Raw genomic sequence first — 25,661 nt, forward strand, 5'->3', positions numbered from 1 at the left:
GCCTTTTTATTCTGTTGGTTCGTTCACGGCCAGCGCGCGCGGCAGGGCCAGGCTGCGCAGCTTGAACAGCAGATTCTGCTGGAGCGACGCGGGGAAACCATCGCGCGGCAGCTGATACTCGCTGTTGCCCAGCAGGCGCATCACGCTTTCGTAGATGGCGTTGGCCGCCTCGAAGCTCGCATCGCTCAGGTACGCCTCTTTGCTGTCGCGCAGGTAGAAGGAACCAGGCACGCCGCGCAACATGCAGCGCACAATAATTTCCAGAATATCGCGTGGGATGGGCACGCCGCGCCGGTCGCGCAGCAGGTCGTTCACCATGTCGAAGCTGCGGAAGCGGTAGTTGCGCAGTTCTTCGGTCAGCTTGGCTTTTTGCTCGCCCAGCGCGTCCTTATGCCGCGCATTGAGCGTCGTTTCGAGAATGGAGCTCAGCAGGGCGTCGAGGTCGTGGGCCGACAACACCAGCGGCATCAGGCGGCCGCGCTCGCCGAACGAAAGGCGGTCGCTTTCGTACTTGCCGTTTTCGCCCACGCGCAGCGGCGAAAGGATTTCGAGCACATCGGCGATGGTGGTGTCGAACTGAACGCCGAAGCGCCCGGTGAAGCTCATGAGGCAGTAGGTGTAGAACAGCTCGGGATTCTTGCCGCCGCTCACCAGGTCGTAGAGAATCGCGCCCAGGCTGAAGCCATCGGTGTGAAAGCCGGTGGCGCGCGTGATCTGGGCCTGCAAATCCTCGCTGATCGCGCTGACGATTGGTTTGTCGAGCCCGAGGTAGTAGCAGCCTTCGGCCTGCTCGTACTTGACCTCCATGATTTTAAAAAGGCCGGGGTTCGGCTCGCCGGGCAGGATGGCATTGTCGCCAAACAGGTCGCCAAGCTGCAGCCAGTCGTGCAGCTCGATCGTGCTGATCTTGCTGCCGCGAATACGCACGCGCTGGTTGTCGTCGGGCAGCACATCCACGCGCACTTCGACGGGCAGCTCGGCCTGCTCGGGCGCGCGGTAGAACTGGCTGCCGGGGGCAAGGTAGTCAGCGCCGCGCTGGCCGCCGATCATGGTCTGTTCACCAACGCCAATCTGGTAGCTTGTTGTGACATAGCCCAGGTCGGCCAGGCGGATCTTGATGTTTTCAATGCCATCGGCCTCGGCCGAGTGATCGAAAAACAGGTTGCCGGGCTTGAGGTCGCGGTGCGCCAGTGGGCCACTATCTTTTTTCTTGGTGTGAAGCTGCGCCACCGTGCGGCAGATTGCCCCAAACAGCTCGAGCACGGCGAAGTTGCGCACGCGGTTCGCTACCGGCTCGATTTTGAAGTCGTTCAGGATATCGTAGCCCGATTTGCCGAATGCAGGAGTATTGAGATAGCGCGCGGTTACTTCTTCGATATCGTCAGTGGTTTTTTTGGCCTGCGCTTCCAGGCTTTCGCAATATTTTTCGACGGTATAGGGCGGCAAGTCGTCCCACTTGACGTTTTTATCGAGCAGATCCTGCAGTGTACCCTGGCACAGATCGAGCACATAGAAGGGGCCTTGCAGCTTGAAATGCTGGCGCATGTGCTCGAATTCGGGGCCATCGGTGCGGATGGTAGCACCATAGCGCTGGAACTGTGTATCCCACCAGAAATCGCGCCGCTGGCCGGTGTCGGTCAGCTCGTTGCTTGGCGCGCCGATCGCGCCCCAGCCATAGTATTTTACAAAGGCGGCATGCAGGCGGCCAAAGCCCTGCGATTTGCCGGCTTCTTCGAAAAAGCGGTTGGCCGCCGCAAGGGCATACTGCTTGTCGATATCGTCGCGCAGAAACTTAATTGCGCGATATTCGGCGGCTGTGTTATCGCTATCTGCGGTTGTAGTGGCTAGCAATACCACGGCGTTGCGCCCGGTGCCAAGCACCAGCGGCAGCCGTTCGGGGCCACGCAGCTGGATGTAGTACGAGGCAATTTGATCGGCCTGATTCACAGCTTTGAGCTCAAGCACATCGGGCGTTGCTTGGATTATCTTGGTTTTGTTGGCAGCCATGGAGCGCTTCCTTTCGTATGCGAGGGCAGGTTATGCGGGCAGTGGGAACAGGCCAATGCTGCGGGCCAGCAGCTGTTTGTTTCGGTCGAAAATGCTTGTTTCGAGGATGCGCAGCGGCAGATCGGGCGCGATGTGCAGCGCCACACGGTCGCCTTCGAGCGCGCCATCGAGCGTTAGCGGCGCGGTGGCGATTGTGCCAAGCACCAGCGAGCGCGCGTTATACAGCTCAAGTGTGTAGTCTGCACTGTCTTTCTGCTGCCAGGCCATGCGCGTGTTGGCAAAGGGCGCGCTTTCGCCCTGCGATGGCGTGTTGATCGTCAGCAGCGGGTAGGGGCTGCCCGGCTCGTAGGCCAGCTCGATGCGGTCGAGCAGGCTGTGCTTGCTGAAGTTGACGGTGATGCGCTCCGATGATGCGGGCAGCGAGCACAGCACCACGTCGCCGCTTGCGGTGCGCAGCTGGATCTGGCGGATCAGTTGCAGCATGGCCAGCGACGGCTGCAGCGCCAGGCGCGTCTGGGCGGTGCTGAACAAGGCGCGCTGCAGCATCAGCAGGTCGCGAATCGCTTCGTCGGTCTGCGATGTTTGCCGGCTGAGGCCAGTGTCTTCGGCCAGGCGGCGGCGCAGTGGTGCTAGCTGCTCGCTTAGCGCGGCCAGCCCGCTGGCGATGTCGTTGCGGCCAAATGTGATCGAGCGCAGCCCGCTGGCAATGGTTGCGTATTCGTCGGGCTGGAGCGATTGCCCGAAGCAGATCGGCAGCATGTCTTCGATCGGGGCAACCATCAGCGGGTCGCCGGGGCTGGGCGGCGTGGCAGCGAGCCGCAGCATGTCGATCACCGTGCGCGAAAGAATGTCCATCGCTTCCTCTTTAAAACTTGGCTGCTACGAGCCGTTCGGCGGGGCAATAATCAGCCAGCATGTGTTGTCAAGATTACGATTCGTGCTTATATCGGGGCGTGCTGTGCAGAATGTCTGCCCTTGCTCGGGCAGTATTTCCACCTGTGTGGCAGTGCGCTTGCCCACATGCACCGGCACCAGCCGGTCGTGCGGGATTTTCGCAACCCACAGGTTGGTTACGCTGCGCACCCAGACTTTAGGCACCTCGCCGCTGTTCACGAGATAGCCGACCGGGATCGAAGTTGTGTTGGCGACGAGTGTGATATTGGCAGAAATATCGACCACGCTGCCAGCCGCGCCAGTGAACAGCCCTGGCCTGTCGAGCGTGAAGCGGGCACTGGCCGGTGTGTCGCTGGTGGCAGTGCCGCTGGCTAACGGGGCCGCCGCGATCTGGCGTAGTGTTGCGCTTGCGGAGGTGCTGTTGCTGGTCTTCGCATCAATGCTCACCTTCTGGCCAGGGGCAAGCTGCTGCATCTGCGCCGCCGAAAGATCGGCCCCAACCTCGACGCTATCGGGGCTGGCGAGCTGGATGATCGGCGCTTGCGCCTGCGCCATGCCGCCCGTAATAACCGCTGTGCTGAGCACCCGGCCATCGGCCGGCGCGAGGATGCGCCCCTGCGCGAGCTTGGCGCGCGCATCGTCGAGGGCGCGGGCTGCGTCGGAAACGGCTTTGAGCTGCGCACTCAGGTCGGGCGATTGCAGCGTTTCGAGCTTGAGCTGCGCGGCATCGAGCGCGCTTTTGGCGGCGCTCTGCTCGGCGGTGCTGTTGCCACCCTTCAGCGCGTCGAGCTGTTCCTGTGCGGTTTGCACGCTGTCGTTCGAGGCTTTGAACGTGACGAACTGGGCGGTGTTGGCGCGCTCCAGTGTTTGCTCGGCCACATTGAGCAGATCCTGCGTTGTAGTAATCGCGCGCGCTGCGGTGTTGAGCTTGTCGATAAACGCCTGGCGCTGCACCTCGTTCAGCTGCGGAGCTTCGGTTTGTGTGCTGTTACCGCTAGTGCCATCAGCCTGGGTCGTATTCTGCTTTTGCGAGACGAAATTCGGGTCGGTGCCATACTTCTGCACATAGATCCATTCCCAGCTGGCGCGGCTGTATTTTTGCTGGGCTTCATCCAGCGCGCGCCGGGCATCGGCCCACTGTGCTTCGGCTTTTTTCACCGCCAGCGCCTGATCGGCCCCGCCGGCCTCAGCGGCGCGCTGGGCGGCGTCGAGCTCGCGCTGCGCCTTGCGGGCCGGGTCGTCGGCGCCGCCGGGCGCGATTCGTGCCGCATCGGCCTGGGCCTTTTCGAGCGCAATTTTTGCTTCGGCCTGGGCAAGCTCATTCTGCCTGCGTGCCTGGTCGAGCGCGGCCTGGGCATCTTTCAGGGCGTCTTCGGCGGCGCGAATTGCCCGCAACTGCTCGTAGTAGCGCAGGTGCGCCAGCTCGTCGCCCTGCTTCACCAGCGTACCAGCGGGCAAAATAGCTTCAACCACGCCCTCGCGCTCGAAGGCAATCGGCAGCACCGCCGCCGGCACGATCTGGCCATTCAGCTGCAGCGTTTCGGTGAGCGGCCCCTGCTGGAGAAAAGTGTTCGGCGGCACCGGGCGCAGCAGATCGACAATTGGCTGGAGCAGCAGCAGCGCCAGCAGGAGCAATGGCAGCAGCACGAAAGGCCAGAGCGGCAGCCAGCGCAGGGCCAGCGTGCCCTGATGCTTATTTTCCTGCTGGGCAACACCGTGCGGGGCCAGCGCAATTGTGAAATTATAATGTTCGCGCTGGCCAAACCACTGCCCCTTGCGCGGCTGAACAAGCAGGTTGACGGGCAGCTGCGCGCCAGGCGCAAGCTCAGGGTTGGGCGGCTGAAACGTAAAATTCAGCAGTTCCTTGCTATCGTGGGCGCGCATATCGAGCAGCACCGGCGCGTTGCCCAGGTTGTTTGCCTTGATGGTGTAGTTTTTGCGGAAGCGCGCAGTAGAATCTGTCGGGCTGAGGTTGGTGATCAGCTTCACGAATGGCAGCACTGTTATCGTGGTTGCGGCTACCTCCATGACATCGCTTTGCTGTGTCAGCCGGGCGCGCAATGTGCATGGGTAATCGCCGGCCAGACTGCCTGGTTCGGGCGGCGGGCAGATAGCAACCTTCAGCTCGCCGATTTGGTTGGGCATCAGCGAAATGTCGCCCGAAGGCATGAGGGTATATTGCTGCTGGCGCTGGCCGTGCTCGTCGATCAGCGCCGCTGGCGTGATGGTGACCCATTCCTGCGGCACTCCTTCGAGCATCAGCACCGTGGGATCGACGAGATCGGTGCGATTCGTGATTTGAACTGTAAACTCAGCAGGCTCGCCCGGCACCACCTCGATGTCGGCCGGCTCTAATGTCATCAAAATGCCTGGCGCGGTGGTGAAGCTGGCGGCGGGCTCTGGCAGGGCAGCAGGTTCCGGCTGCGCAACTGGCGCAGCTGCTGGTGGCACGCTTTCGGGCACGGCCCGCTCAAGCAGCGGCGGCGCTTCTGCCACACTCACGCCATTGCCGGGCATGTCGGGGGGAATAACGCGCGTGCCTGCCGGGCTGCTCATGACGCTGATATCGCGGTTGTATAAGCCATCCTGCCGCGCCGAAAGCAGCACCAGCTGCACCCGCCCAATCGTGAACGCTGCGCCATTTTCGAGTGGGCGGGGCTGCATGGGCAGAATGCGTTCGCCGCCCATCCACACGCCATTCGCGCTCGACAGATCCATCACATGGATGCTGTGCCGCCCGCACTGAAGCTCGGCGTGGTGGCGCGAAACCTGCAAATCGTCCAGCACAATATCATTGCCTTCGGCCGAACGGCCAATGCGCACCGTAGCCTTTGTGAGCGGCAATTTGTCCTCACGCCCATCCGCGTAACTCACTTGTACTTCGCCAAACAACATAAGCGCCTCGTCGTTATCTTCATGGGTTGTTAGCGGCGGCGATGGTTCACTTCAACCTTGGTAATCAGCAATGGGCCTTGCAGGAACGCAGTTCGGCCCTGGATCTGCTGGCCAGAAATAATGACCTGTCGGATGGCCTGTGGCGCGGTAACGCTCAGGGTGTATGGCCCGGGCACGCCCAGAGCCTGCTCGGCGGTGCCGACCACCGCGCCACTCGCATCAAGCGCATCGACGTGGTAGGTCATCGTTGCCGGGCCGGCATGGTAAATATTGATCCGCACATCGGTTGCATCTTCAAGCAGAGTAATCACGCCGAAGAGGTTGTCGCGGAACTCATTCTGGCCCTGGTCGGCGGTGATGAACGGCGCGGTTGAATTGACCACCTGCTGCGTTGGGAAGGCCGGATACACTACTGGCGAATATGCCTGCAGCAGCCCGCTGGAGCTCGTGTTCTGCGGCGGCCGGCAGCGCGCAACTTCCGCATTATTCACTCCAATTGGGTATGCGCTGTCCGTCGGCTCTTCCAGGCCAAAGAAGCAGATCGACACGCCATTACTCAGATATTCGTTGCCGCTCAGTTCGGTGCGCGCAGCCACGGGCGTGCCCTGAATGCTGTCAAAGCCAACTTCGGTATCGGCGCGCGGCGTAGCAGTGAAGGTTGGCGTATCCGACGGAATGGGCGTTTGCGATGGTGTTGGCGTGGGCGTGCTGGTTGGGATGGCCATCTGCGTCTGCGTGGCATACAGGCTGGCGGCGGTCTGCGTCTGGCTGAACTGCGTTTGCTGCTCGGCCAGCTGCGCGGCGCTGGTTTGCGCTGCGCTGGTGGAAGCTTGTGCCTGGCCGATAGCGAGCACAGTGGCAGTGATCGAATATTGCAGCGCCAGCGCAGTTTTCTGGTCGTCGCTCTGGCCGGCGATTTCGGTCTTCTTGGCGTTCAGCTCATTGGCTAGCTCGGTTTTGCGCGGCGCGAACGCAGCCTCGACATCCTGCGTGGGCGGCGGGGTGGGCGGCACCAGCGTTGGCGGCGGTGGCTCTGTTGGGGCAAGGGCAGGAAGCGCGGGCGTGAGAGAGGGGGTTGCGGCCTCGGGCAGCACGGCCCCAACCACGGGCGCGATCGAGCGGTTGTACAGGTCTGGTGCAAAACGGGCAAGCACCATGGCCAGCACTACGCACAGGCACGAAAGCAGCGTAAAGCCCAGGGCCAGCAAGCTCACCCACTGGCTCAGCGGCGGCTGCTGCGTAAGCGTGCCCGAAACGCGCAGCGCCGGCTTGGCGCTCTGATCGGCCAGACGCCCGGTGGCGGTGCCGGTTGCCTGCTCAGGCGCGGCATCCACCACAAAGTTGTAGTCTTTGCGGTCGCCAAACAGGCGGCGGTGCTCGCGCGCGAAGCTGGCCAGCACCTGCACTTCCTGGCGGCGGCCCGGCCCCAGCGTCACGCTCGGCGGTACGAACGCGAAATCGATTGCGCGCTCGCGCTCGCGGCCGCGCAGGGTGAAGAACTGCGGGTGGTTGCTGTCGTTGCGAATGGTGAACAGGTAGCTCCCATTGCGCCAGGCCCGCCGGCTTTCGGGGTCGAGCGGCTCGATCTTGAAATCGTCGAAGGGCTCGACTTCGATCAGCCGCTCGTCGCTGGTGCTGATGCTTTTTTGCGTATCGAAGCGCGCCACAATGCGCAGGGGATAGGTTTCGGCCACGCTGGCGGCGGCGCGCGGCGGGCGCACTCGCAGCTCGAACTGGCCGGCCTGCCCGATATGCAGCTGGCGGCGCAGCGGCAAAATCGTGACCCAGTTGGTTGGTATACCTTCGACACTGAGCAGCGCCGCGTCAACAAGCTGCGAGCGGTTGAGCACCTCGACCACGTAGGAGATCGACTGGTCGGTTTTCACGATCTCGCTGGGCGGGCGCTCTTTCAGTGTCATTTCGATTTGCGGGCCGGTATCGGCCGGAGCGTCCTGCGCAGGAATGGCTGGCAGAACTGGCGCGACGACCTGCGTGGGGGCCACATTCAGGCGCGGCGTGACGCCCGGGGCGCGTGGCGCAGGGGCAATCGTGCGCTGAAACACCAGGCTGGTTTCGCCAATGAAAATGCGGCTGATTGGCTTGAGCGCCACTATCTGCCCGCGCGTGACGGATCGGCCATCTACGCGCGTCGCAGACGAATCGACCAGCAGCATAAACTCGCTGCCACGCGCATCGCTGGCGATCTGCGCATGGACGGCAGCGGCGAGTGAGTCCTTCAGCACAATGTCGCAATCGGCCGCGCTGCCAACCGTAATTGTTGGGCGCGCAATTTCCGCTTCCTGCGAGGTTCCGGCACTGGTGATAATTAAGAGTGTTCCAAAGCTCATATGCGCTCACTAGCTTTTCTTGGTGTTTGGTGCGGCAAACTCAAGATAATAGCTGGTATGGGCTGGCTTTTCGCTATCGATAATTGCTTCAATGAAAGAGCGCTCGAAATTTTTCGGATCTTCAGGAACGATCACTAAAAACACATGCTCGGGCAGCGCGGCATAGCTTGGGATTGGAATCTTCTGCCAGCGCTCGACAATCAGTGGTTCCACGCCAGTGTAGATTTTCAGGTACTCGCTTAGCCCTTTGCGTGTGCCGCGCAGGCGATACAGCTCGGCTGCCCGGCGCATGAGGGTGCGGCGCGCAAGCGTATCCCAGTTCTCGTTGAGCACCAGGCTCAGCCAGGTCGCCAGCCATTGCATCAGTTCGTTAGGTGTAGTAAGCGGGTTAAGCACGTAGTAGAACTGGCCGATTGTTCGCTCAACTGGCGCAAGCAAGGACTCAAAGATCAGCAGGAAGCGATTCAGAAAGTTTTCGGGGCCGGCCTGGTAGTGCCCGGGCAGGTAGGGCATATAGCGGCTCAGGTGCCCGCGCCGTGGGGCAGCCAGATCGCGCAGCGGATATCTGTTGTCGGTATCGCGCTGCTGGGGCGGCCGTGGCAGCGCAACAGGTTTACTCGCAGGCGGCGGGCCGGGCTGCGGGCGCGGCGGGGCTGGCGGCCTGGGCGGCGTTGGCGTGGCTGGTGTTTTTGGCGGCACTGCTGGCGGCTGTGCCGATGCCGGCGCGGGCCATTCCAATGCCTGGGAAGCGGCCGCCTCGTAGCGCAGCACCGCCCGCCCCAGCCGGATTTCGTCGCCGTGGCGCAGCGGCACCGGCTCGTCGGTTTGCAGGCGCGTGTTGTTCAGCACGGTGCCGTTGGTGCTGCTCAGGTTGCGGATCTGGCAGCCATCGGGCGTGCAGTAGATGCGCGCATGCTCGCGCGACACACCCTCGGCTTTGAGCACCAGCTCGTTGCTCGAAGCGCTGCCGATGGCGTAGCTGCCGATGCGCAGTGGGAAGCGCTCTTCCTTGCCATCCTGCTGGTAGATCAAATAGCCGTGGTTCGTTGCCATCGCTTTACCCGATCAGTGTGATTTCATGCTGGCCCGACATCAGCAGCTCGTCTTCGGCCAGGGCAATGCTAATTTGCGCCTTTGGGTCGTCGCCGGCAAAAAGCTGCACGTCGCCAAGCTCGCGAATACCCGGCAGTGTTTGCAGCTGCCCAATCAGCTGCGCCAGGTTGAGCGTGCGGCCAAAGGGCCAGCCCTGCCCGTCGGGGCCGCCAACCAGCGGGTTCAGGTAGGTATTCAGTCGCTGCTCGACGCTTTGGGCGAGCTGGGTGGAATCAACTGCGCGGTCGGGGCGAATTTGCACTCTGACGCGCACCGGAATGTAGCGCGGCGCTTCAACCGACACGAAGACGGTCAGCAATCGCCGCTCGTCGAGGTACTCCTGCACGGTTTTGCTCAGCTCGGGCGTAAGCGCCAGCTCCTGCGCGGAAAGCTGGCGCGCCGGGGCATTCACGCTTGGCACGATCAGCACGCGCACAGTGCCGGGCTGCGGGCCGCTGCCGCGCGAACCGCTGGCGCTGGCCATTGCGCGCGGCTGGATGCAGCGGGCGCGCGCAACATAGCGCGATGCCTTGCGCGCAAAATGCTCGAAATCATCGGCCACCACGGCGCGCGAACTGCTGCGCAGCTCGCGTGGGGCGCGCAATTTGGCGTGTTCGAGTGTTTCGGCATCGAGGCCGTTATCGACATCGAAGCGGTTGGTGACGCGATCGATGCGCTTGACGGCGGTTTTCAGCAGGGTGATGGTGTGCTTGCCCACATTGCCCACCACGCCGCCGCCAGTGCGGTAGCTGGTCATGCACACCACGCCGCGCGCATCGGGCCGGGCGCCAAACTGCCGCTCGCGCCCGGATGGCTCGCGGATCAGTGGGCCAAAGCGCACTTCGCCGCTCACGCTATCGAGCGTGTAGTGCTGGTCGCTCGCGCGCGACGTGCCGAAATCGCTAACTTCCTGCCATGGTTCCCAGCTGCCATCGGCAGGGTTTTGCACTTCAATATGCTCTTCCGGGCGGCGCGCAAGCACTGGGGCATATTCCAGCCGGAAGATCTGGCCGGGGTCGCCTGTGCTTGTGCCTAAAATTTCGCGCTTGATGGTAGTGGAGTGGGTGGCGGGCACGCTGCCACCAAGCGATGCCGTGCGAATGGTGTAGACCTCGGGCGAAGCCGAGTAGCCTGGGCGTTCAGCGCTAGGCCCCAAATACACACAGCGCAGCCAGTAGGCAGTTTTGCGGGCAAGCTCACGTGGCTGCATCTCGTCGGGCAGGTACAGAACGATCTTGCCGTCCTGGTTCAATGCTTTGGTGCTGTCGCTTTCAACCACGGCTGGCTGCCACTGTTTGGTATCGCCGCACCAGGCTTCCCAGCGCAGGGGCGGGCGCTCGGGGCGCACGCCGGTGCCGCCGGCACCCTTCAGGTGCAGTGTCAGCTCAAGAATATGCGCGCTGATATCACTTGGATCGCCTATATAAAACGCATCATCGACGAGCGGGGTTGCCGCGAAGAGTGGAATTGCGCCGCTACTCGCATTATTCTGGCTTTTATTTTCAAACTTACCGCTGGCGGGCTGTACCAGGAAAATTGGCTCTGCGATGGTAGCAAACACGGCGAAGTCGCGGTCGGTGCTGAAGCGAATTTCCACCGCTGGCGACCCACCCTCTGCTGTCACGAGCGCAGCTTCCTGGCTATTTCCTCCGCGCAGTGCCAGCCAGCGATCGGCTTCCACAATCGTGTCGCGCGGGATCGGCACCGGATCGTCGCCCGGCTTGCTCGGCGTCGAAAGCCAGAAGGTCAGCGTGGTGGTGGCGGCAACCGGCGGCTCGAGCTGCATGCCCAGCAGGTTCATAAAGGCGACATAGTTCTTTTCGGGCACGCGATTGAGCTGGAACAGCAGCGATTCCATCATGTGCGCAAACAGCTCGATCAGCGTGATGCCGGGGTCGCTGACGTTGTGGTCAGTCCATTCCGGGCAGTATTGCGGAATGCGCCGCTTGGCCTCGTCAACCAGATCCTGAAAATGGCGCGTATCGAGATTTGCAAGTGGTAATGGCATCTAGGTCTCCGGCGGAATGGTATAGAACGGATACACAAGCGACCGTTCGTCGTGCGTGGCCTTGATGCGGTAGTGAATTGTGATCAGCAGCTGGTGCCCGGCACCGGGCGCGGGCTGCACCAGAATGTCTTCAACGTCGATGCGTGGCTCCCAGTAGCCAAGCGCTTCTTCGGTGTAGTGGCGCGCGTCGCTGAAAGTGCCGGCGTTCATGGGCGCGAATACCAGCTCGTGCAGGCGGCTGCCAAACTCGGGGCGCATCACGCGCTGGCCCACTGGCGTGCTTAAAATCTGGAAGATCGCCTCGGCAATCTCGTCGTCGCCGCGCACGCGCCGCAGCCCGCCGCGCTCGTCGATATCGATTGGGAAGGCCCAGCCCACGCCAATAATTGCGTCGACACTGCGCATGGCTAGCCTCCAATATTCACGGTTGGGCAGCCCGGCCCGGTGATCATTCCGCCATGCGCGGTTGGGTCGAGCAGGCGCGCCGCCGGCATGCCGCCAATCATCACGGTGGCGCTGCCTTTCATCACCGTGGCTGGGCCGCCCGCGCAAAAGGCCATGGTGCCAACCACGGCGGCGGGCATCCCGCCGATCAGCACAGTTGGCACGCCGGGTGGCAGCAGCGGCCCGCCAACATGGGGCACCAAGCCCGTCACTGCCGGGCAAACGTGCTGATCGGTAACGCGTGCAGCAGGTGGCATAGACGTTCCTTTTAGTTAATATTGACCATCGAGCCTTTGATGTTGAGCACGCCCGACGCCTGAACGTCGAGCATGGCGCTGGCCTGCACCTTTAGCGACGATTGCGAGCGCAGCTCGACGCCCTGCGCGCTGATGCTGAGCGCGCCGCCCGTGCCTTTCAGCTCTATATCGCCGCCCGACTCAAAGGTAATTTTTCCTGCTCCCGCGTCGTCGAGCGTGACGGTGTGCCTGGCAGTTTTGATCTCAACCTTCCCGGTACCCGCATCGTCGAGCGTGACAGTGTGTTTGGCGCTTTTAATCTCGATCTTGCCCGCGCCGTCGTCGTCGCAGAGGGTGATGCTGTGGCCGGCGCGCGTGGTGAGCGTGCGCTTCTGCACCTTGCCCGCCTGCACTGCCTCCAGCGGCGGCTGATCTTTGCCGTTCCACAGGCCGCCCAGCACATACGGGCGGTTGACATCGCCCTGCTCAAAGGCCAGCAGCACCTCGTCGTCCACCTCGGGCACAATCTGCCAGCCACGTCCCGCGCCCGCGCCGGCCTGCGCCACACGCACCCAGTCGGTTTCGTGCTGCTCGCTGAGCCAGGGGAAGGTGACGCGCACGCGGCCGAGCTTGTCGGGGTCGTTGATATTCGTCACCAGGCCGATTACCACGCCGGCAGCGGCGGCGCGCGCCTGCTCGGTTTGCAGGCTGGCGAACAGGCTGGTTGGGCGGCGCCCACTGGCGTAGAAGGTCGTCATGTAGCCGTCGTGCGCGGTGTACTCGTGGCGCGTGGCCGTGATGAAATAGCGCCCTTTGAACTGTTTGCCCAGGTTTTCGATCGCCACGGTGCTGCCAGCGCGCAGGGTCGGCTCGCCAAGCGCGCGGCCCTCGGCAGTAAGATAATCGCCGGTGTGCTCGTCGAGCAGCGCCTGGGCATACAATTCGGCCTCGGCCTGCGTGCCAACCGGCAAGTCGGTGACGATCAGGGCGGCAGGCGCGCCAAAAGCCTGCTGGGCAGCCTCGCCGCCATTCTTTGGGCCGCCAACCGCCGTGGCGTGCGCCGGGCGCTTGGCCGTGCCAACAATCGCCTGCTTGAGCTGCGGGTCCCAGCCGCGCACCTGCACTTCGTCGGCCTGGGCTACGGCGCTAAGCCGCACCTGGAATGAGAGCAGTGTTATGCCCCATTCCTGCGCCTTGGCGGCGGGCGGCGACTGTTCGGCGCGGCGGAAGCGCAGGGTGCGATCTTCCACGCTCATCTGGTAGCCAATTCGGGCGGCGCGCTCGCGCAAAAAGTCGAAGTCGGTCTGGTTGTGCTGCACCATATACTCGTAGCGCGTGCCAGGCGACTCAACATCGGCGCGCAGGCCGTTTTCGCGCGCGATCTGGCGCACAATGTCGTCGTCGCCCTGCTTGAGGAAGGTGCGCACCCTGCTGCTGCGGCGCAGGCGGTGGGCGCGGTCGTAGCCGCGCACCGTGAGCGTGATATGGTTCTGCTCGAAGCGCGGCTCCAGCGCCGTCACCTCGCCAATCAGCAGCGGCTGGCGCTCGCCGGCCGGGTTGGCGGCCGCAAGCTTCACCTCACTGCCCAGGCGGAAGGTTTCGCCATTCATCAGGTTGAGCTGCGGGTCGTTGAAGCGCAGGGCAAACATGGCCGGCTGCTCAAGGTCATCTTCCACCAGCGCATCATCGAGCTGATCCATCACCTCGGGCGCAACGGTGCGGCCACCCACTTCAATGAAAAACTGGCCAATCCGACTTTTCGGCTCGGTCATGGTCGCCTCCGCTACTTCAATGGCTTGATCAGCAGCACCTGGCCCACGCGCAGCGCCAGCGGGTCGTCGAGCTGGTTCAGGTCGGCCAGGTAGCGCCAGTGGCGGGCATCGCCAAACTCTTCGTAGGCAATCAGCGACAGGCGGTCGCCCTGCTGCACGATGCGCAGGCGCTCGTCGGGCATGCCGCCGGATGTGGGATTCGTGCGCGGGTACTGGCCTTCGTCGCGCACCTGCCGAAACGAAACATCGAGAATTGCGCGCAGCGGCGTTCCATCTTCCTTGAATAAAACGAATTTTTGCGAAATACTATCGATCACCGCCTCGAATGCCCACATTTCGCCCCATTTGAAGGTACAATGCGGCGGCTCGCCTTTTTTCGTGTCAGGGTTTACTTTATTTTTGTTCACTTTCATCATTTCCCACAGGCCTTTGGTGCATTTACGCACGTCGTCGCCAGCTTTCAGCGGCGATCCTCCAAATGTTTGTGGTTCGGTGGTATCGAAGAAGAGTTGCAATTTCAGCGAAGCAGCGTCGCCGCCACCAAACTCAAGATGCGATACATTCTTGCCTTTGGCGGTTTTTTCCGACCATTTATTTTGTTTGCTGAATGTGTATTCTTTTGGGTTGAACATGCACGGTACACGCTCGCCAGTGTCTTTATTGATAATGACTGCTTTTTCCATCGCTATTCCTCACAATGCAATATCTTTCGCCTACCACAACCCGCGCCGCTCGCGGTCGATCAGCAGGCGTCGGCGCAGGTGGTCGTAGACCTGGTTGGCGATCTGCTCGACCTGCTGCGGGCTGGGCGGTGCGCCTGCCTGCGCCGGCGCGCTGCCGCGTGGTCCATTCCCTGCCGGCGGCGGCTGGCTGTCGGGCGCGGGCTCGGCCTGGCGCTGCACTAGGGCAGCAGTGTGTTGCGCCACCAGCGCGGCCGGCGTGGCGAGATCCAATTCGCCGCCAGACGATTGCGGATATCCTGCTTCGGGCGCGCTGGTGCTGCGCTGCACGGCCAGCGCCAGGCTGCCAAAACTGCCCGCGCGATCTGGCATGCGCTGGGCCTGCGCCGAAACGGCGGTTCGCGCAACTGGCGTGCCGGGCCGGGCGAACGCGGGCCATTCAGGGCCAGCACCCGCCGCGCCATGCGCTTCAGGCGCAGACCAGGCTGGTGGCTGCGGCCAGGCCGAACTGATATCGGTAGCTTCTTCTGCTTCGCCCGGCGCTGCCTGCCGCGCAATATCGGGGCTTGGGCGTGTTTCTGCTGCGGGCCAGCCGCCCGGCGCCGTATCGCCGCCCGCTGAGGCGAAGAAGCTGCGTTGTGCAGCAATTGGGAGCTCGCCCGAAATCGCGCCGGGCTGGGCAAAAGCAATATTCCGGGCACCATTTCGCGGCAGTATCGGCTGCGCCGTTTGGGCTATCCAGCTATCGCCTAACTCAGGCAAGCGTGAAACGTCGCCACTCGCCGCTGCGGGCGATGGGCGATTGCCGCTCAATACACGCTGCACCACGCGCGCGGCAAACGCGCCCGGCACGCTCCGCACTGCGGCCGCAACCGGAACGATCGTGACGCGGCGCAGCGGCAGTTCCCCCGCCAGCGCGTCGCTCGTTGCGGGCGCAGCAGGCAGGCCCGCGCTGGCTGGCAATTCAGGCATGCGCGCAATGGCCGGCTGCGCCGCGCCGGTGTCGGTCGTCGCTTCCGAAACGGCCAAATCCCGTGAAGCTGCGTCGCTCAGCACCGGCGATTCGGCTGCACTAGCTTGTTGGGTCTCCGGCGTGTCAGGCGCTTCTTCCAGCGCAAGCGGCGCGCTCGTGCGAGCCACCACTGCACCCGCTTGCCCGGGCATCGCTGGCGCAAGCAACCCATGCAGCGTTGCTGTGTCTGCAACCGACCGGGCAAGGCTCGGCGCAGCCGTGGCAGGTGCATCTGGCCCGCTGGCTGGCGCAAAACCCATGCGCGCCAATGGATCGGCCACGCGCATGCTCACCAGCGCGGTTGGGCGCAGGGTCGCTGGCCGCAGGGTCAGCTCGGCGGTGCGCGCCAGGGTCGTTGGGCTGGCGGGCAGAAGCTGGCCCGACGCCAACAGCTCTGCGGGTGCTCCGGGCATTGCCTGTTCTTGGCCATGTGGCGCGGCATTGGCACTGGCTTCGGGCGCGCTGGTTTCGCGCACAAATGGCGTGGTGGCAGCTTCTGGCTCGGCGGCGCGGGCAATTTTGGCAGGCGCAGGTGCGTCTGAAAGTGGCTGCGCCGCCGTTGCCTCGGGCTGTTCCACCTGAATGTGAAGCGCAGTATCGGCGCTGCGCGGCACTTTTTCGCTTCTTTGCGCCACAGCCGGCACGCGGCGCAGAGTCGTTGGCTGGGCAGGCGTGGCGGCAGGCGCCGCCTGTTGATCGGGCAGGCGCTGCGCGAGTGGCAGCGCGGAGCCACCGGCGGGCGGCGGAGGCATGGGTAGATCGTGCCCGCCCTGCTGCGGCTGCGCGTCGCCCCAGCCAGCTCCAGCCAGGTCGTGCTGCAGCGCGCTGGCCGCTGGCATCGCGGGCGCATTCGGCTCCGCGCTGGCGCGCTGCAGCGGTGTGGTCGGCCAGCGCGGGCCGGCCCAGCGCGCCGTGGCCGGCTGGTGCGGGCGCGGCGCAAAAGGCAGCAGCAAGTCGATCGGCGCAGCCGCGTGCTCGCCTGGCGCGTAGCGCTGCGCAATCTGCCCGGCCAGCACGCCCGGCGCGCCGGCGACACTCAGCCGCCGCGATATTTGCCTGCTCAGCGCGTGGCTGGCCGGCGGCCGGCTATGCGCCAGCGGGCCAGTGGCAAACGTCATCAGGCGCTCGGCGGCGGCGCTGCGCTGCGCAAACACCGGCGACAATATTGGCATTGTCAGGTCGGGCACGGCCATTCTCGCACCTATTTCGTGAACTCAATCCCGTGATGCGCCAGCTCCAGCGTTTCCAGCGCCACCTCGGTCGAACCGCTTTTGAAGGTCGGCCCAACCCACTTCACCGGCAGCGCTTCCTTGACACTCCAGCGCAGCTCGGGGCTGCCGGCATAGCCGTGCAAAATGATCGACAGGGTGATGCGCGTAAATTCCTGGCCAAGCCGAAATTTCTGGTACCAATCGAGTAATTCTTTACTCACCACCCCGCGCTTGAGCACAATATTGCTGTATTTGCGCCGGCCAAGCAGGCGGTGCTTGTGGTCGTTCCAGCCGCCTTCTTCCCACTCAAAAATCTCGTTCTCGATTTGCAGCCCGCTGCATTCGCTAAACGCGCCCTCGGTGACATCCTTAAACTCCACCCAGAAGCGGTAGGCCGTATACACTGGCGAAGGGTTTGTCATGCCGTCCTCACGTTTCAAGCGCTTCGTTCAGTCGCCGGTTGATCGCGGCAATCTGCGCGGCCCAGGCTTGCCGCTCGCGATGCTCAAGGGCGAGAATCGCGTCGGGCGACCAGTGGAAGTGGTACGCGATGTAGGCTACCTCCTCGTACAGCCGCTCGAGCGGGTAGCCAATTACCCCCCCAGGCGGCCCATGTCGATCTCGAAATGGCCGCTGCAATCGGGGCATACCACCTCGACCGCGCTGGTGCCGGTTTCGTTGATGCGTCGGTAGAAATCCTGCAGGTAGGCCAGATCGGCCGAGAACAAGCCCTCGACTACGCCGGGGTTGACGTCGGAAAGCTCGCCCAGCTCGGTGATCACCCGCGCCAGCAGGATGATGACAAGGTAGGCCTGATTCGAGCGCACGCGCGGGTCGCGCATGGGCGTGATCTCGTCGAGCGCGGTTGCGAGGCGCATGCGGCCGTGGCGGTGCAGCGTGCCCTCGCGATCGACATAGCCGCGCGGCAGGGTAAATTCGAACTCTGTCTGAAGAGCCATGGTTTCCTCGGCATTGGGTGCGGCGTGCTGAGCGTGGCGCGCCATTCTTCAGCACGCCGCACCGGGCGCTGCTACTTCACGCGCTTGAGCCCCTCGTGCGCGATCGTCACTTCTTCAATCGCAATGTCGTTGTTGTTGGCGTTGAGCTGCGGGCCAGTGATCTTCGACGGCCAGCCAAACTCGAAGTTATAGCGCGCAATTTCGTTGTTGGATTGGTCGTAGAGCACGATCGAGCCATTTTTGCGCGATTTGTCGACATCGCCGTCTTCGATCTTCTTGCGCCATTCCCACAGCTTCATGTCGCCGGTAATACCGCGCTTCAGCACGATATTCGACCATTTCATCTCGCCGGGTACTTTTTTGATGATTGTCTGCCCATTCTTGCCCGACGACTTGTATTCGATGACGTTCGACTCGGAATCGAGCCCGCTGCACTCGCGAAACTGCGCTTCGGCAATGCCATCGAGCTCAAGGTAGAAGTGATAGCCGGTTAGTGGGTAATCAGCAGTAGCCATTGATCGCCTCCTTTCTGTTCAGATTATTCAGAAACTTCACCACCATCACTGATCTGCTGGAAGCGGATAATGACAAACTCGGCCGGCTTGACTGGCGCAAGCCCAACTTCAACAATCAGCATGCCCGCGTCGCGCACCGAGGCCGGGTTGAGCGATTCGTCGCAGCGCACAAAGAAGGCTTGCTCGGGGGTAGCGCCGAACAGCGCGCCATCGCGCCACAGATTCACCAGAAAGGCCGAGAGCGTGCGCTTGACGCGCTCCCACAGATCCATGTCGTTTGGCTCGAATACCACCCACTGCGTGCCGTTAAAGATCGATTCCTCGATGTAGTTGAACAGCCGCCGCACGTTGATATAGGTCCACTCGGTATCGCTCGACAGCGTGCGCGCGCCCCACACCCGTATGCCGCGCCCAGGGAAGCCACGCAGGCAGTTAATGCCGTGCGGGTTGAGCCGACCCTGTTCTTCGTTATTGATTTGAAGCGAAAGCGCGGTAACACCGCGAATGGTTTCATTGGCCGGCGCCTTCCACACGCCGCGCTCGCCATCGACGCGGGCGTAGATACCGGCAATGTGGCCAGAAGGTGGGATGGTGAGCTGGCCACGCCCGGCCGGGTTCTGGATCACGATCCACGGGTAGTACAGCGCGGCAAACTTCGAATCGTAGTTCGCGCCGTCGGGCTTGTTTTCGAATTTGTCTTCGCCGCGCCGCCAGTTGCGCACTTCCTGCACCGACATGCCGAACGGCGAGTCGAGAATCGCAAGCCGGTCTTTTTTCTTCTCGCAGTGGGCAATCAGCGCATTCTGCAACCCCACCGCATCGGCCAGCGAGAGCTTGCCACTGCGCTGCCATTCCATCAGGTCGGGCATGCACACCATGGTAATTTCCTCGATCGCCTCAAGGCCCTCAATGCCAACGCGCTCGGCCAGGCTGCCTTTGATGTCTTTGATATTCTGCGGCGTGAGCGGCGCCATGCCAGCGGTGACGAGCGGCGCAGGGATGGGGTAGCTGTCGATAGCTGGCCGCCGATCAGCCAGCGCAGCCTGGCTTTCGAGCTCGCGCACATTGACGAGTTTGGAGGTTTTGAGCTGCTGGGCGACGTTGTTTTTGCCGCCTTTGAATGTCACATTGTCGTAGAGTTCTTCGCCACTGGCCCCTTGCAGAATAACTTTGAAGAATTCGTCGGTTGGGTCGCTCGCATCGGCAATAATCACCATGACTGGCGCAGGCGATTTTGATTCGAGCTCGAGCACGGGCGCGCCGCCAGCACCCCGGCTGGGCAGCTGGACCTTGGGCTTTTCGCTGGCGGCTGCGGCGGCTTTGCCATTGGTTGCCGGGGCCGTCATCAGGCTTTCGACATAGCACACGCCACCGCCATTCTGGAAAAAGCCATACACGGCATAGGGCAGGGTTGCGCCTTCGATAAACCCGCCAAACGATTGCTTGTACTGCTCCCAGTTTGTCACAAGCAGCGGGTAGCCAACCAACTGCTGGCCGTTTTCGCCCAAGGGGCATTTTTCGGTCATGCCAAGAAACGCGCCAATGGCGGTGCCAACGCCTTGAATTGGGCGACTGCCGGCTGCAACTTCCTCGATGTAGACACCCGGGGTTTCATACGGGCCTGGCATGGATTTCCTCCTTTGATGCGATTGAGGCCTCAAATTTCACTGGCAGATATGGGCAGGCGATGCGGCAGCTAGGCCACGCTACGGTGTTTCGGCTTTGCTGATGCTTGCTGGCGGCACGCCCCCATAGTGAAGATAGAGCTGATAGGCTGGCGAGCGAATGCTGATCTCGCGGCGCTGCGCCCAGCCGGGCAGCTGGATGCGCAGGGTATAGCGGCCAGGCGCGAGGTTCAGCTCGAACCAGCCGTGCTCATCGGTGCTGGCGCGCATGCTGGTGCCTTCGACCTCGACAGCAATATTGGCGAGCGCCACGCCGTCCTGGTCGGTAATGCGCTCGCGAAACGGGACGCTTTGTCCGCTATGTTTGTCGCGAACAAGCACCATGCGCTGAAGCGTGCCACTTGCCAGCTGCGCGCTCGCCAGGTAGCGGCCGGCCTTCAGCGCCGAGGTATCGATCCGGCCGTCAGCGTCGGTTTTGATTGTCGCGCTGCCGCCCAGGCTTTCAAATTGCACTGGCACACCCGCCACCGAAGCGCCAGCTGGAACAGTGACAATATCGCTCAGGTAGAAGCCGATCGCAGCCAGCGACTCGGGCAGCCGCAAACTCAGGCCCGTCGCCAGCACGGGCGGGCCGGCGCGCATTGCCTGCCGGTCGAGCCCGAGCGTGACGACATAGCTCAGCGAGGGCTTGAGATGATTCTCCAGCGCCGTCCAGAACTCGCCCGGGCTTTTCAGCACGCCTTCCAGCTGCGCAATCTGCGCGGTGATCGGCCAGGAATAGTTGGCCAGATCGCCATGCAAACACTCCGTCAGGCGCGGGCGCGTGTCGGTGTTGGGCGGAAGTGCGGCGGCTGCCTCGGCCCAGCGGTTGGTGCGCATGTCCTCGCGCGGCTTGCGCTCAAGTACGACGTTCGGGTCGTTCAGGGTCGGGAAGCGCACCAGCGTTTCGAGCACTTCCCACAGCAGCATGTGCTCATCCTCGATATTGCGCGTCCACGCCGTGATCAGGTAGGTCAGCTCGAAGAACAGGGGCGGCTGGCGGCGCGCCTCTTTGCGGTTTTCCGGGCGCCAGCCTTCCTCGCGCAGCGCGCGCCGCTCGTGGATGTCGAACAGATAGCAGTTGAGCGTTGGGCGCTGCACTTCTTTTTCCGACCACTCGCGGTTCGGGATTTTGAAGCTGATGTCGACCTGGTTTGGGTCGAAATTGCCAGCTTTGGTCAGCAGGTTTTTGATGGTCTCATCGAGATCGCGCAGCATGGCCTACCCCGCCATTTCCTCTTCTTCTTCGCCACCTTCGCGCTGCGCCAGCATGCGCTGGGCCTGTGCCTCGTCGGCTTCGCGCTGGGCCTGCGCCGCCGCACCCGACGTGACAGCCGTGGAGGCGGCGTCGGCCTGCTGCTCGTGGCTGTCGCCGGCCGGCCCGACGGTCATCCCGCCGCCACCGCCACCCGACGAGCGCTGCTGAACGACGTGCGTCAGCTCGTGCGCCAGCAGGCTGTGGTCGCCCGGGCTGGTGTCCTTGCGGAAGAAAATATCGCTGCCGGTGGTAAACGCCTTGGCGCTGATGCTGCGATTCAGCGCGTCGGACTCGGCGTCGGTGTGGACGCGCACATCCTCGAAGCTGGTGCCGAAGCCCTGCTCCATCGTCGCGCGCGTGCCACCGTCGAGCGATGCGCCCGCGCCGCGCCGCGAATTGATGCGGCCCGACAGGTCGGCGCTGAGCGGCCCACCCTCCAGCCCGACCTCGGGCTTGGCCTGCACTTCCTCTTCTTCCTCGCCCTCGCGCTGAGCGATGTCGTGCTTGGCCTGAACCTCTTCTTCTTCCTCGCCCTCGCGCTGAGCGAGGTCGTGCTTGGCCTGCACTTCCTCTTCTTCCTCACCCTCACGCTGAGCGAGGTCGTGCTTGGCCTGAACTTCCTCTTCTTCCTCGCCCTCGCGCTGGGCCAGCATGCGCGCCACCTGCGCATTGCCAAGCTGCGTCCCAAGCGTAATCAGCGGGTGCGGCGCGCGCTCGGCGTCGGCGGCCTCGGCGCCATCGCGAGCGGCGGCGCGGCGCAGGGCGAGTGCGCGCTCAGTTGTTTCGCGTGTGTGCTGTTGGGGCATTTACGGCCTCCTGTTTTCTCTTCGATTTATCATTCGCAGACAGGTTTTTTCGTAAAGCCCGCCTGGTCAATCGTTGTGCCCACGCAATCGGTGCGCTGCGTGCTGAAGGCTTCCATATCCTTGGCGTACGTTTTGATGAGATGATTAAACGTCTTCACTGCGTCTTTATAGTCAGCACTGCTCATCCCCACTGTTGCTTGTAAGCCGGGCGGGTTTTTCTGAATAAAAGTGATGTAATCGAGGCCATGGCTGCCTTCGTGAAACTGTAAGGACGTATGCCCGGCCTGTTTATCTTCCGCTGTGGTGCCCTTGCCGTACGCCGAATCTGCGTCGGGATCGGCTTTTGGCCCATAGGTCGTTTGAATAGTGACAGTGATTTTAGGCGGCACCAGCGCCACAAGCTCGCCTTTCTTAAAGGTTGGCTTTGGCGCGCGCCGGCTCAGCCGAAATCGAGTAACCGCGCCCTTGAGCTTTTTATTTTTGCTGACGCGATCAGGCTTGACGACGACCTGTACATCGGCAATTGCCAGCAGCGCAGCGCCATCTTTGCGCATCTCAACATCATTGGGAAGCGGGGTCGAAATTTCCCGCTGTGCATGCTCGCGCTCTTCGCACGCACAGCGCGCCAGCTCGCGCCCCACGCGCGCATTCCCGACCACGCGCTGCATTCCCAGCGCAACCCGCGCTCGCTCAGCGCCGCTGATCTGCGGCTGGCGCAGCGATGCCAGGATCTGCGCTGGAGTCGCGGTGTGCTCGCCGCTTGGCACGGCGGCTTCGTCGTGAGCGCGGCGTTTGCGGTGCGAGCGGTGATGGGTTGTGGGGGTGTGAGATTTCATTGATATTCCGTGTTATTCATCGCATTTCAATGCCGTCGACGCATCATTGCCAGCCCGTTGTGAGACGATGATAGCGTCGGGGCGCAACAGCCAGAAAGTATCTTGTTTATCGATGCATGTGTGGCTGTTGCGCCCCTCCATCACTGCGTCCCCATCGCCGATTTGCTGTGCCATCTGGTTGACGGGCAGCGCTTGCGCGCTGGCACAGGGTGATATTGGCGTTGGTTCATCTTCATACTGTTTCGCATGGTATTACTCTACAGCAAGCGGCTACGCCGATCTGTGAACTGCTTCGCGCTGGCGTGGACGGTGGGTTGATGGCAGCGTTTGCATCATTGTCATCGTCGGCGTTTATCATCGTGCCGAGGTGGATGTGGCTATTAGCCTGCGTTAATACATTATTGCCTTTCAGTACGGTTGTCGAAAAGTGCGTTAGGTTTCATCTATGTTTCTATCCTCTCAGACGAGCAACATCTACATCATCCACGCAGCCAATCAATATTTTCATCGACTAAATGAGGACGTACATATGTCACCCACGAGCGCGACGCTTGGTCTGCAAGAGGCCGTCCTTCCTTCTCAAACACATGCTCTTGATGTTTTTTCTGCTGTTTCTCGGAGCCAAGTGCGCTCCGTCCTGTTGTTTTCCAATCTATTGCTATAAGCCCCCCATCTGGCTTTACAATATACAGATCGATTCTGCTCCCACCTTTTCCAGCTTTCACTGTGTATTCTGCCTGAACTTTATAGCCCGATGGAATAGCTTTTGAGTTGGACGCCACCATTGCTCGCGCTACCTCAGCAGCAATACTATGAAATCTCGTTCCAGCCGCAGTCCACTTCTTTGCCTTGCAGAGCGCAACGAAATCTGATGTTTCAGCAGCTTGCTTACCGGCATCCTGCGCAATCTTTTCTATCAGCGTTGCAGTATCATCAAGAGCATCGCTTGGCATTGCCATCGACAGGGCTGCTTTATATTGATCCGGCGAGAGCTTGACGATTTCGGGGCTGAGATCGGCACCTTGCGCCGGACTCGCAACAGCTTCAACATGAACCTTGCCTGTCTTTTGCCCTCCCTTAGCAGTCAGCGACTTTAAACCCTTACTGCTGTACTTACTATACACAGTGCTGATCATTGCGCTAAACTCACTGATGTTTGTAAATCTTCCTCCACCGCGGGATTGAACCTCCATCAGTGCATCTTGCTTTACTTTGAGGCTTTGCACAGAGTCTTTAGCTTTATCCTTCTTCCCAAACGCCCCCTTGACCTTCCCCATCACCTTACTCGCAAAGCCCTTGGCCTTGCCCAGCACCCAGCCCATAGCCTTCTTAATCGGTGCCTGGATCTTCTCGATCACGCCCTTGATTTTCTGGCTCAGGTTGCCCAGGCCCAGCAGGTTCGCCAGCAGGCCCAGCAGCACTGGCACGCTGTTGCTCAGCGCGGTCTCGATAAACTTGGCGGCTTGTCCTACCGCGCCATTCGCGATTGCGCCAATCGAGTCGCCGATTGAGCCGATAAGCTCGGTCAGCCGGCTGGCGTTGTTCACAAACCACATCACCACGTTGTAGATCGTCTGGATGGCCTTGACCAGCGCGCCAGCCGGCCCGCCCAGCATGCCAATCAGCCACTGAATACCGGCCTGCACCACCTGCGAGGTAACCAGCTCCTTGATGCCGTCGATAACCATGTCCTTGAGATTGCCAATCTGTTCCTTGATGTATTCCCACAGCCCACCAATACCCTGCTCGCTAACGATCTTGAAGATTTTGAAGCCTGCCACCGCGCCGGACTCAAGCCGGGCGACCGTTTTTTCGCCAAGAACTTTGGCGGCCTGCGCGCGCAGATTCGTCCAGGTCAGACCCAGCACCTGCATCACCAATTCAAGAATGCCCTTGAGATCAAAGCTCTTCGGCAGAGTAATGCCTCCTGCCGCAAGCTCGCCGAATAGCCAGGTCATCAGCCCTTTTCCCAAATGGCTCAGAATGTGCTCCTTGAAATTCAGGAAGCCCTGCTTGACGCCACTGAGCAGGTTCGACAGGAAGCCAATCGGGTCTTTGATAATCTGTTTGAGCGCGCTGCCTGCCTTTTGGAGCATGCCCATCACTGGCCCGCCGCCGAGCTTGGTCATCACACCTTCAAAAACGAACTCCAGCACTTTTTCGCCAATTGCGGTCACGAAGTTCTTCAGGCGGATGATTGGCTCAACAAAGATTGATTTGATCTTTTCGAATGCGCCAAACGGATCGGCCAGGTCGGTGAGCGAAAGTGCGTCCCACGCGCGCTTGAATAGCCCTTTGATGGTGTCGAAGTTCAGGCCAAGCTGGGCGAACTGCTCTTCCAGCCAGGCAAACGCCTTGTCAATCGCGCCCGACTCATCCAGGCTGGCGAAGATTTTTTCGCCGCCGGGCACCATGCCCAGTACGGCGTGAAAGACGTTTTTCGCGTTGCGCTCGACGGCGTTGCCGCTGATTGGGTCTTTGCCAAGCGCCAGGGTGAGCATAGTGTAGCCAGGAATGTTTTTGGCGAAATCGGCCGCCTTGCTCAAAAATGCCTTGCGCGGGTCGGCCACTGCGCTGGCAACATCGCCCACAGCGTCGCCCAAATCACCCAGGATATTGCGCTGCACAGCTTGCCCTTGCAAATGAGTCTCGACACTTGCAGATTGTTCAGGTGCGAGTGATTTTTCTTCAGGCATGTGCGTCGTTTCGGCTGGCGCGCGCTGAGCGATTGTGCTGCTTTGCGCCCGCGCCATCGCCCGCGCCACGTGCCCGTTGCCATAGCCGCGCTGGAGCTGGCGCACCAGCCCGGCGCGCTGGCCCACGCTCATCCGCCCGATGCGTGCGTCGCCCAAGAGCCCGGCGTGGCGTGCGCTTGGGTCGTCGCCCGCGCCCGCAGCCGCCAGCGGCACACGCTCGGCCAGCGCCACCGCAGCCTCAGCCGACTGCGGCTCGCGGGGCTGGCTTTCGCGCTTTTCCTGCGCTTTGCTGGTTTTTGCTGCTTGCTCGGGCATACAGTCTTCGGAA

The 25,661-nt window shown here is 62.1% G+C and carries 20 protein-coding genes; all 20 read right to left on the reverse strand.

Features of this window, described 5'->3' with window-relative positions:
* Positions 1 to 6: 6 nt before the first annotated feature.
* A complete protein-coding gene (locus tag M1P90_RS23815) occupies positions 7 to 2,007 on the reverse strand; it encodes a hypothetical protein (protein WP_483697969.1) in 2,001 nt (666 codons plus the stop codon).
* A 30-nt stretch (positions 2,008 to 2,037) separates the two neighbouring features.
* On the reverse strand, positions 2,038 to 2,862 hold the full coding sequence (locus tag M1P90_RS23820; RefSeq protein ID WP_483697970.1) for a hypothetical protein: 825 nt from the start codon (positions 2,860 to 2,862) through the stop codon (positions 2,038 to 2,040).
* 24 nt (positions 2,863 to 2,886) lie between these two features.
* Complete coding sequence (locus M1P90_RS23825; RefSeq protein ID WP_483697971.1) at positions 2,887 to 5,796, reverse strand: FHA domain-containing protein; 2,910 nt, start codon at positions 5,794 to 5,796, stop codon at positions 2,887 to 2,889.
* A 29-nt stretch (positions 5,797 to 5,825) separates the two neighbouring features.
* Positions 5,826 to 8,144: an FHA domain-containing protein gene (locus tag M1P90_RS23830; RefSeq protein ID WP_483697972.1), complete on the reverse strand. Its 2,319-nt coding sequence runs from the start codon at positions 8,142 to 8,144 to the stop codon at positions 5,826 to 5,828.
* Positions 8,145 to 8,153: 9 nt separating this feature from the next.
* Positions 8,154 to 9,197, reverse strand: a complete 1,044-nt coding sequence (locus M1P90_RS23835) for an FHA domain-containing protein (protein ID WP_483697974.1) — start codon at positions 9,195 to 9,197, stop codon at positions 8,154 to 8,156.
* A 4-nt stretch (positions 9,198 to 9,201) separates the two neighbouring features.
* Entirely contained in the window at positions 9,202 to 11,244 is a 2,043-nt protein-coding gene (locus M1P90_RS23840; RefSeq protein WP_483697975.1) for a putative baseplate assembly protein, read from the reverse strand.
* Positions 11,245 to 11,649: a GPW/gp25 family protein gene (locus tag M1P90_RS23845; RefSeq protein WP_483697977.1), complete on the reverse strand. Its 405-nt coding sequence runs from the start codon at positions 11,647 to 11,649 to the stop codon at positions 11,245 to 11,247.
* Positions 11,650 to 11,651: 2 nt separating this feature from the next.
* A complete protein-coding gene (locus M1P90_RS23850) occupies positions 11,652 to 11,945 on the reverse strand; it encodes a PAAR domain-containing protein (RefSeq protein ID WP_483697978.1) in 294 nt (97 codons plus the stop codon).
* An 11-nt stretch (positions 11,946 to 11,956) separates the two neighbouring features.
* Positions 11,957 to 13,696, reverse strand: a complete 1,740-nt coding sequence (locus tag M1P90_RS23855; RefSeq protein ID WP_483697980.1) for a VgrG-related protein — start codon at positions 13,694 to 13,696, stop codon at positions 11,957 to 11,959.
* A gap of 11 nt (positions 13,697 to 13,707) precedes the next feature.
* Positions 13,708 to 14,379, reverse strand: coding sequence for a CIS tube protein (locus M1P90_RS23860; protein ID WP_483697982.1), 672 nt, complete (start codon positions 14,377 to 14,379; stop codon positions 13,708 to 13,710).
* 30 nt (positions 14,380 to 14,409) lie between these two features.
* Positions 14,410 to 16,581 carry a hypothetical protein gene (locus tag M1P90_RS23865; RefSeq protein ID WP_483697984.1) on the reverse strand — a complete coding sequence of 724 codons (2,172 nt, stop codon included), beginning with the start codon at positions 16,579 to 16,581 and terminating at the stop codon, positions 14,410 to 14,412.
* Between the two features lie 8 nt (positions 16,582 to 16,589).
* Positions 16,590 to 17,021, reverse strand: coding sequence for a phage tail protein (locus M1P90_RS23870; RefSeq protein ID WP_483697986.1), 432 nt, complete (start codon positions 17,019 to 17,021; stop codon positions 16,590 to 16,592).
* 7 nt (positions 17,022 to 17,028) lie between these two features.
* Positions 17,029 to 17,247 (reverse strand): DUF6760 family protein, encoded by a 219-nt coding sequence (locus M1P90_RS23875; protein ID WP_483697987.1) that lies wholly within the window; start codon positions 17,245 to 17,247, stop codon positions 17,029 to 17,031.
* Positions 17,193 to 17,558, reverse strand: coding sequence for a phage tail assembly protein (locus M1P90_RS23880; RefSeq protein WP_483697988.1), 366 nt, complete (start codon positions 17,556 to 17,558; stop codon positions 17,193 to 17,195). The genes M1P90_RS23875 and M1P90_RS23880 overlap by 55 nt, the downstream gene beginning before the upstream one ends.
* A 71-nt stretch (positions 17,559 to 17,629) precedes the next feature.
* Positions 17,630 to 18,073, reverse strand: a complete 444-nt coding sequence (locus tag M1P90_RS23885) for a phage tail protein (protein WP_483697989.1) — start codon at positions 18,071 to 18,073, stop codon at positions 17,630 to 17,632.
* A gap of 23 nt (positions 18,074 to 18,096) precedes the next feature.
* Positions 18,097 to 19,701: a phage tail sheath family protein gene (locus M1P90_RS23890; protein WP_483697990.1), complete on the reverse strand. Its 1,605-nt coding sequence runs from the start codon at positions 19,699 to 19,701 to the stop codon at positions 18,097 to 18,099.
* A gap of 78 nt (positions 19,702 to 19,779) precedes the next feature.
* On the reverse strand, positions 19,780 to 20,955 hold the full coding sequence (locus M1P90_RS23895) for a Pvc16 family protein (RefSeq protein WP_483697992.1): 1,176 nt from the start codon (positions 20,953 to 20,955) through the stop codon (positions 19,780 to 19,782).
* 3 nt (positions 20,956 to 20,958) lie between these two features.
* Entirely contained in the window at positions 20,959 to 21,801 is an 843-nt protein-coding gene (locus M1P90_RS23900) for an eCIS core domain-containing protein (RefSeq protein ID WP_483697993.1), read from the reverse strand.
* 29 nt (positions 21,802 to 21,830) lie between these two features.
* The gene (locus M1P90_RS23905; protein ID WP_483697994.1) at positions 21,831 to 22,568 is read right to left on the reverse strand and encodes a hypothetical protein; all 738 of its coding nucleotides are present in this window, start codon (positions 22,566 to 22,568) and stop codon (positions 21,831 to 21,833) included.
* A 548-nt stretch (positions 22,569 to 23,116) separates the two neighbouring features.
* The gene (locus M1P90_RS23910) at positions 23,117 to 25,648 is read right to left on the reverse strand and encodes a phage tail protein (protein ID WP_483697995.1); all 2,532 of its coding nucleotides are present in this window, start codon (positions 25,646 to 25,648) and stop codon (positions 23,117 to 23,119) included.
* Positions 25,649 to 25,661 lie beyond the last annotated feature (13 nt).

Source organism: Kouleothrix sp. 19917 (genome assembly GCF_057073505.1).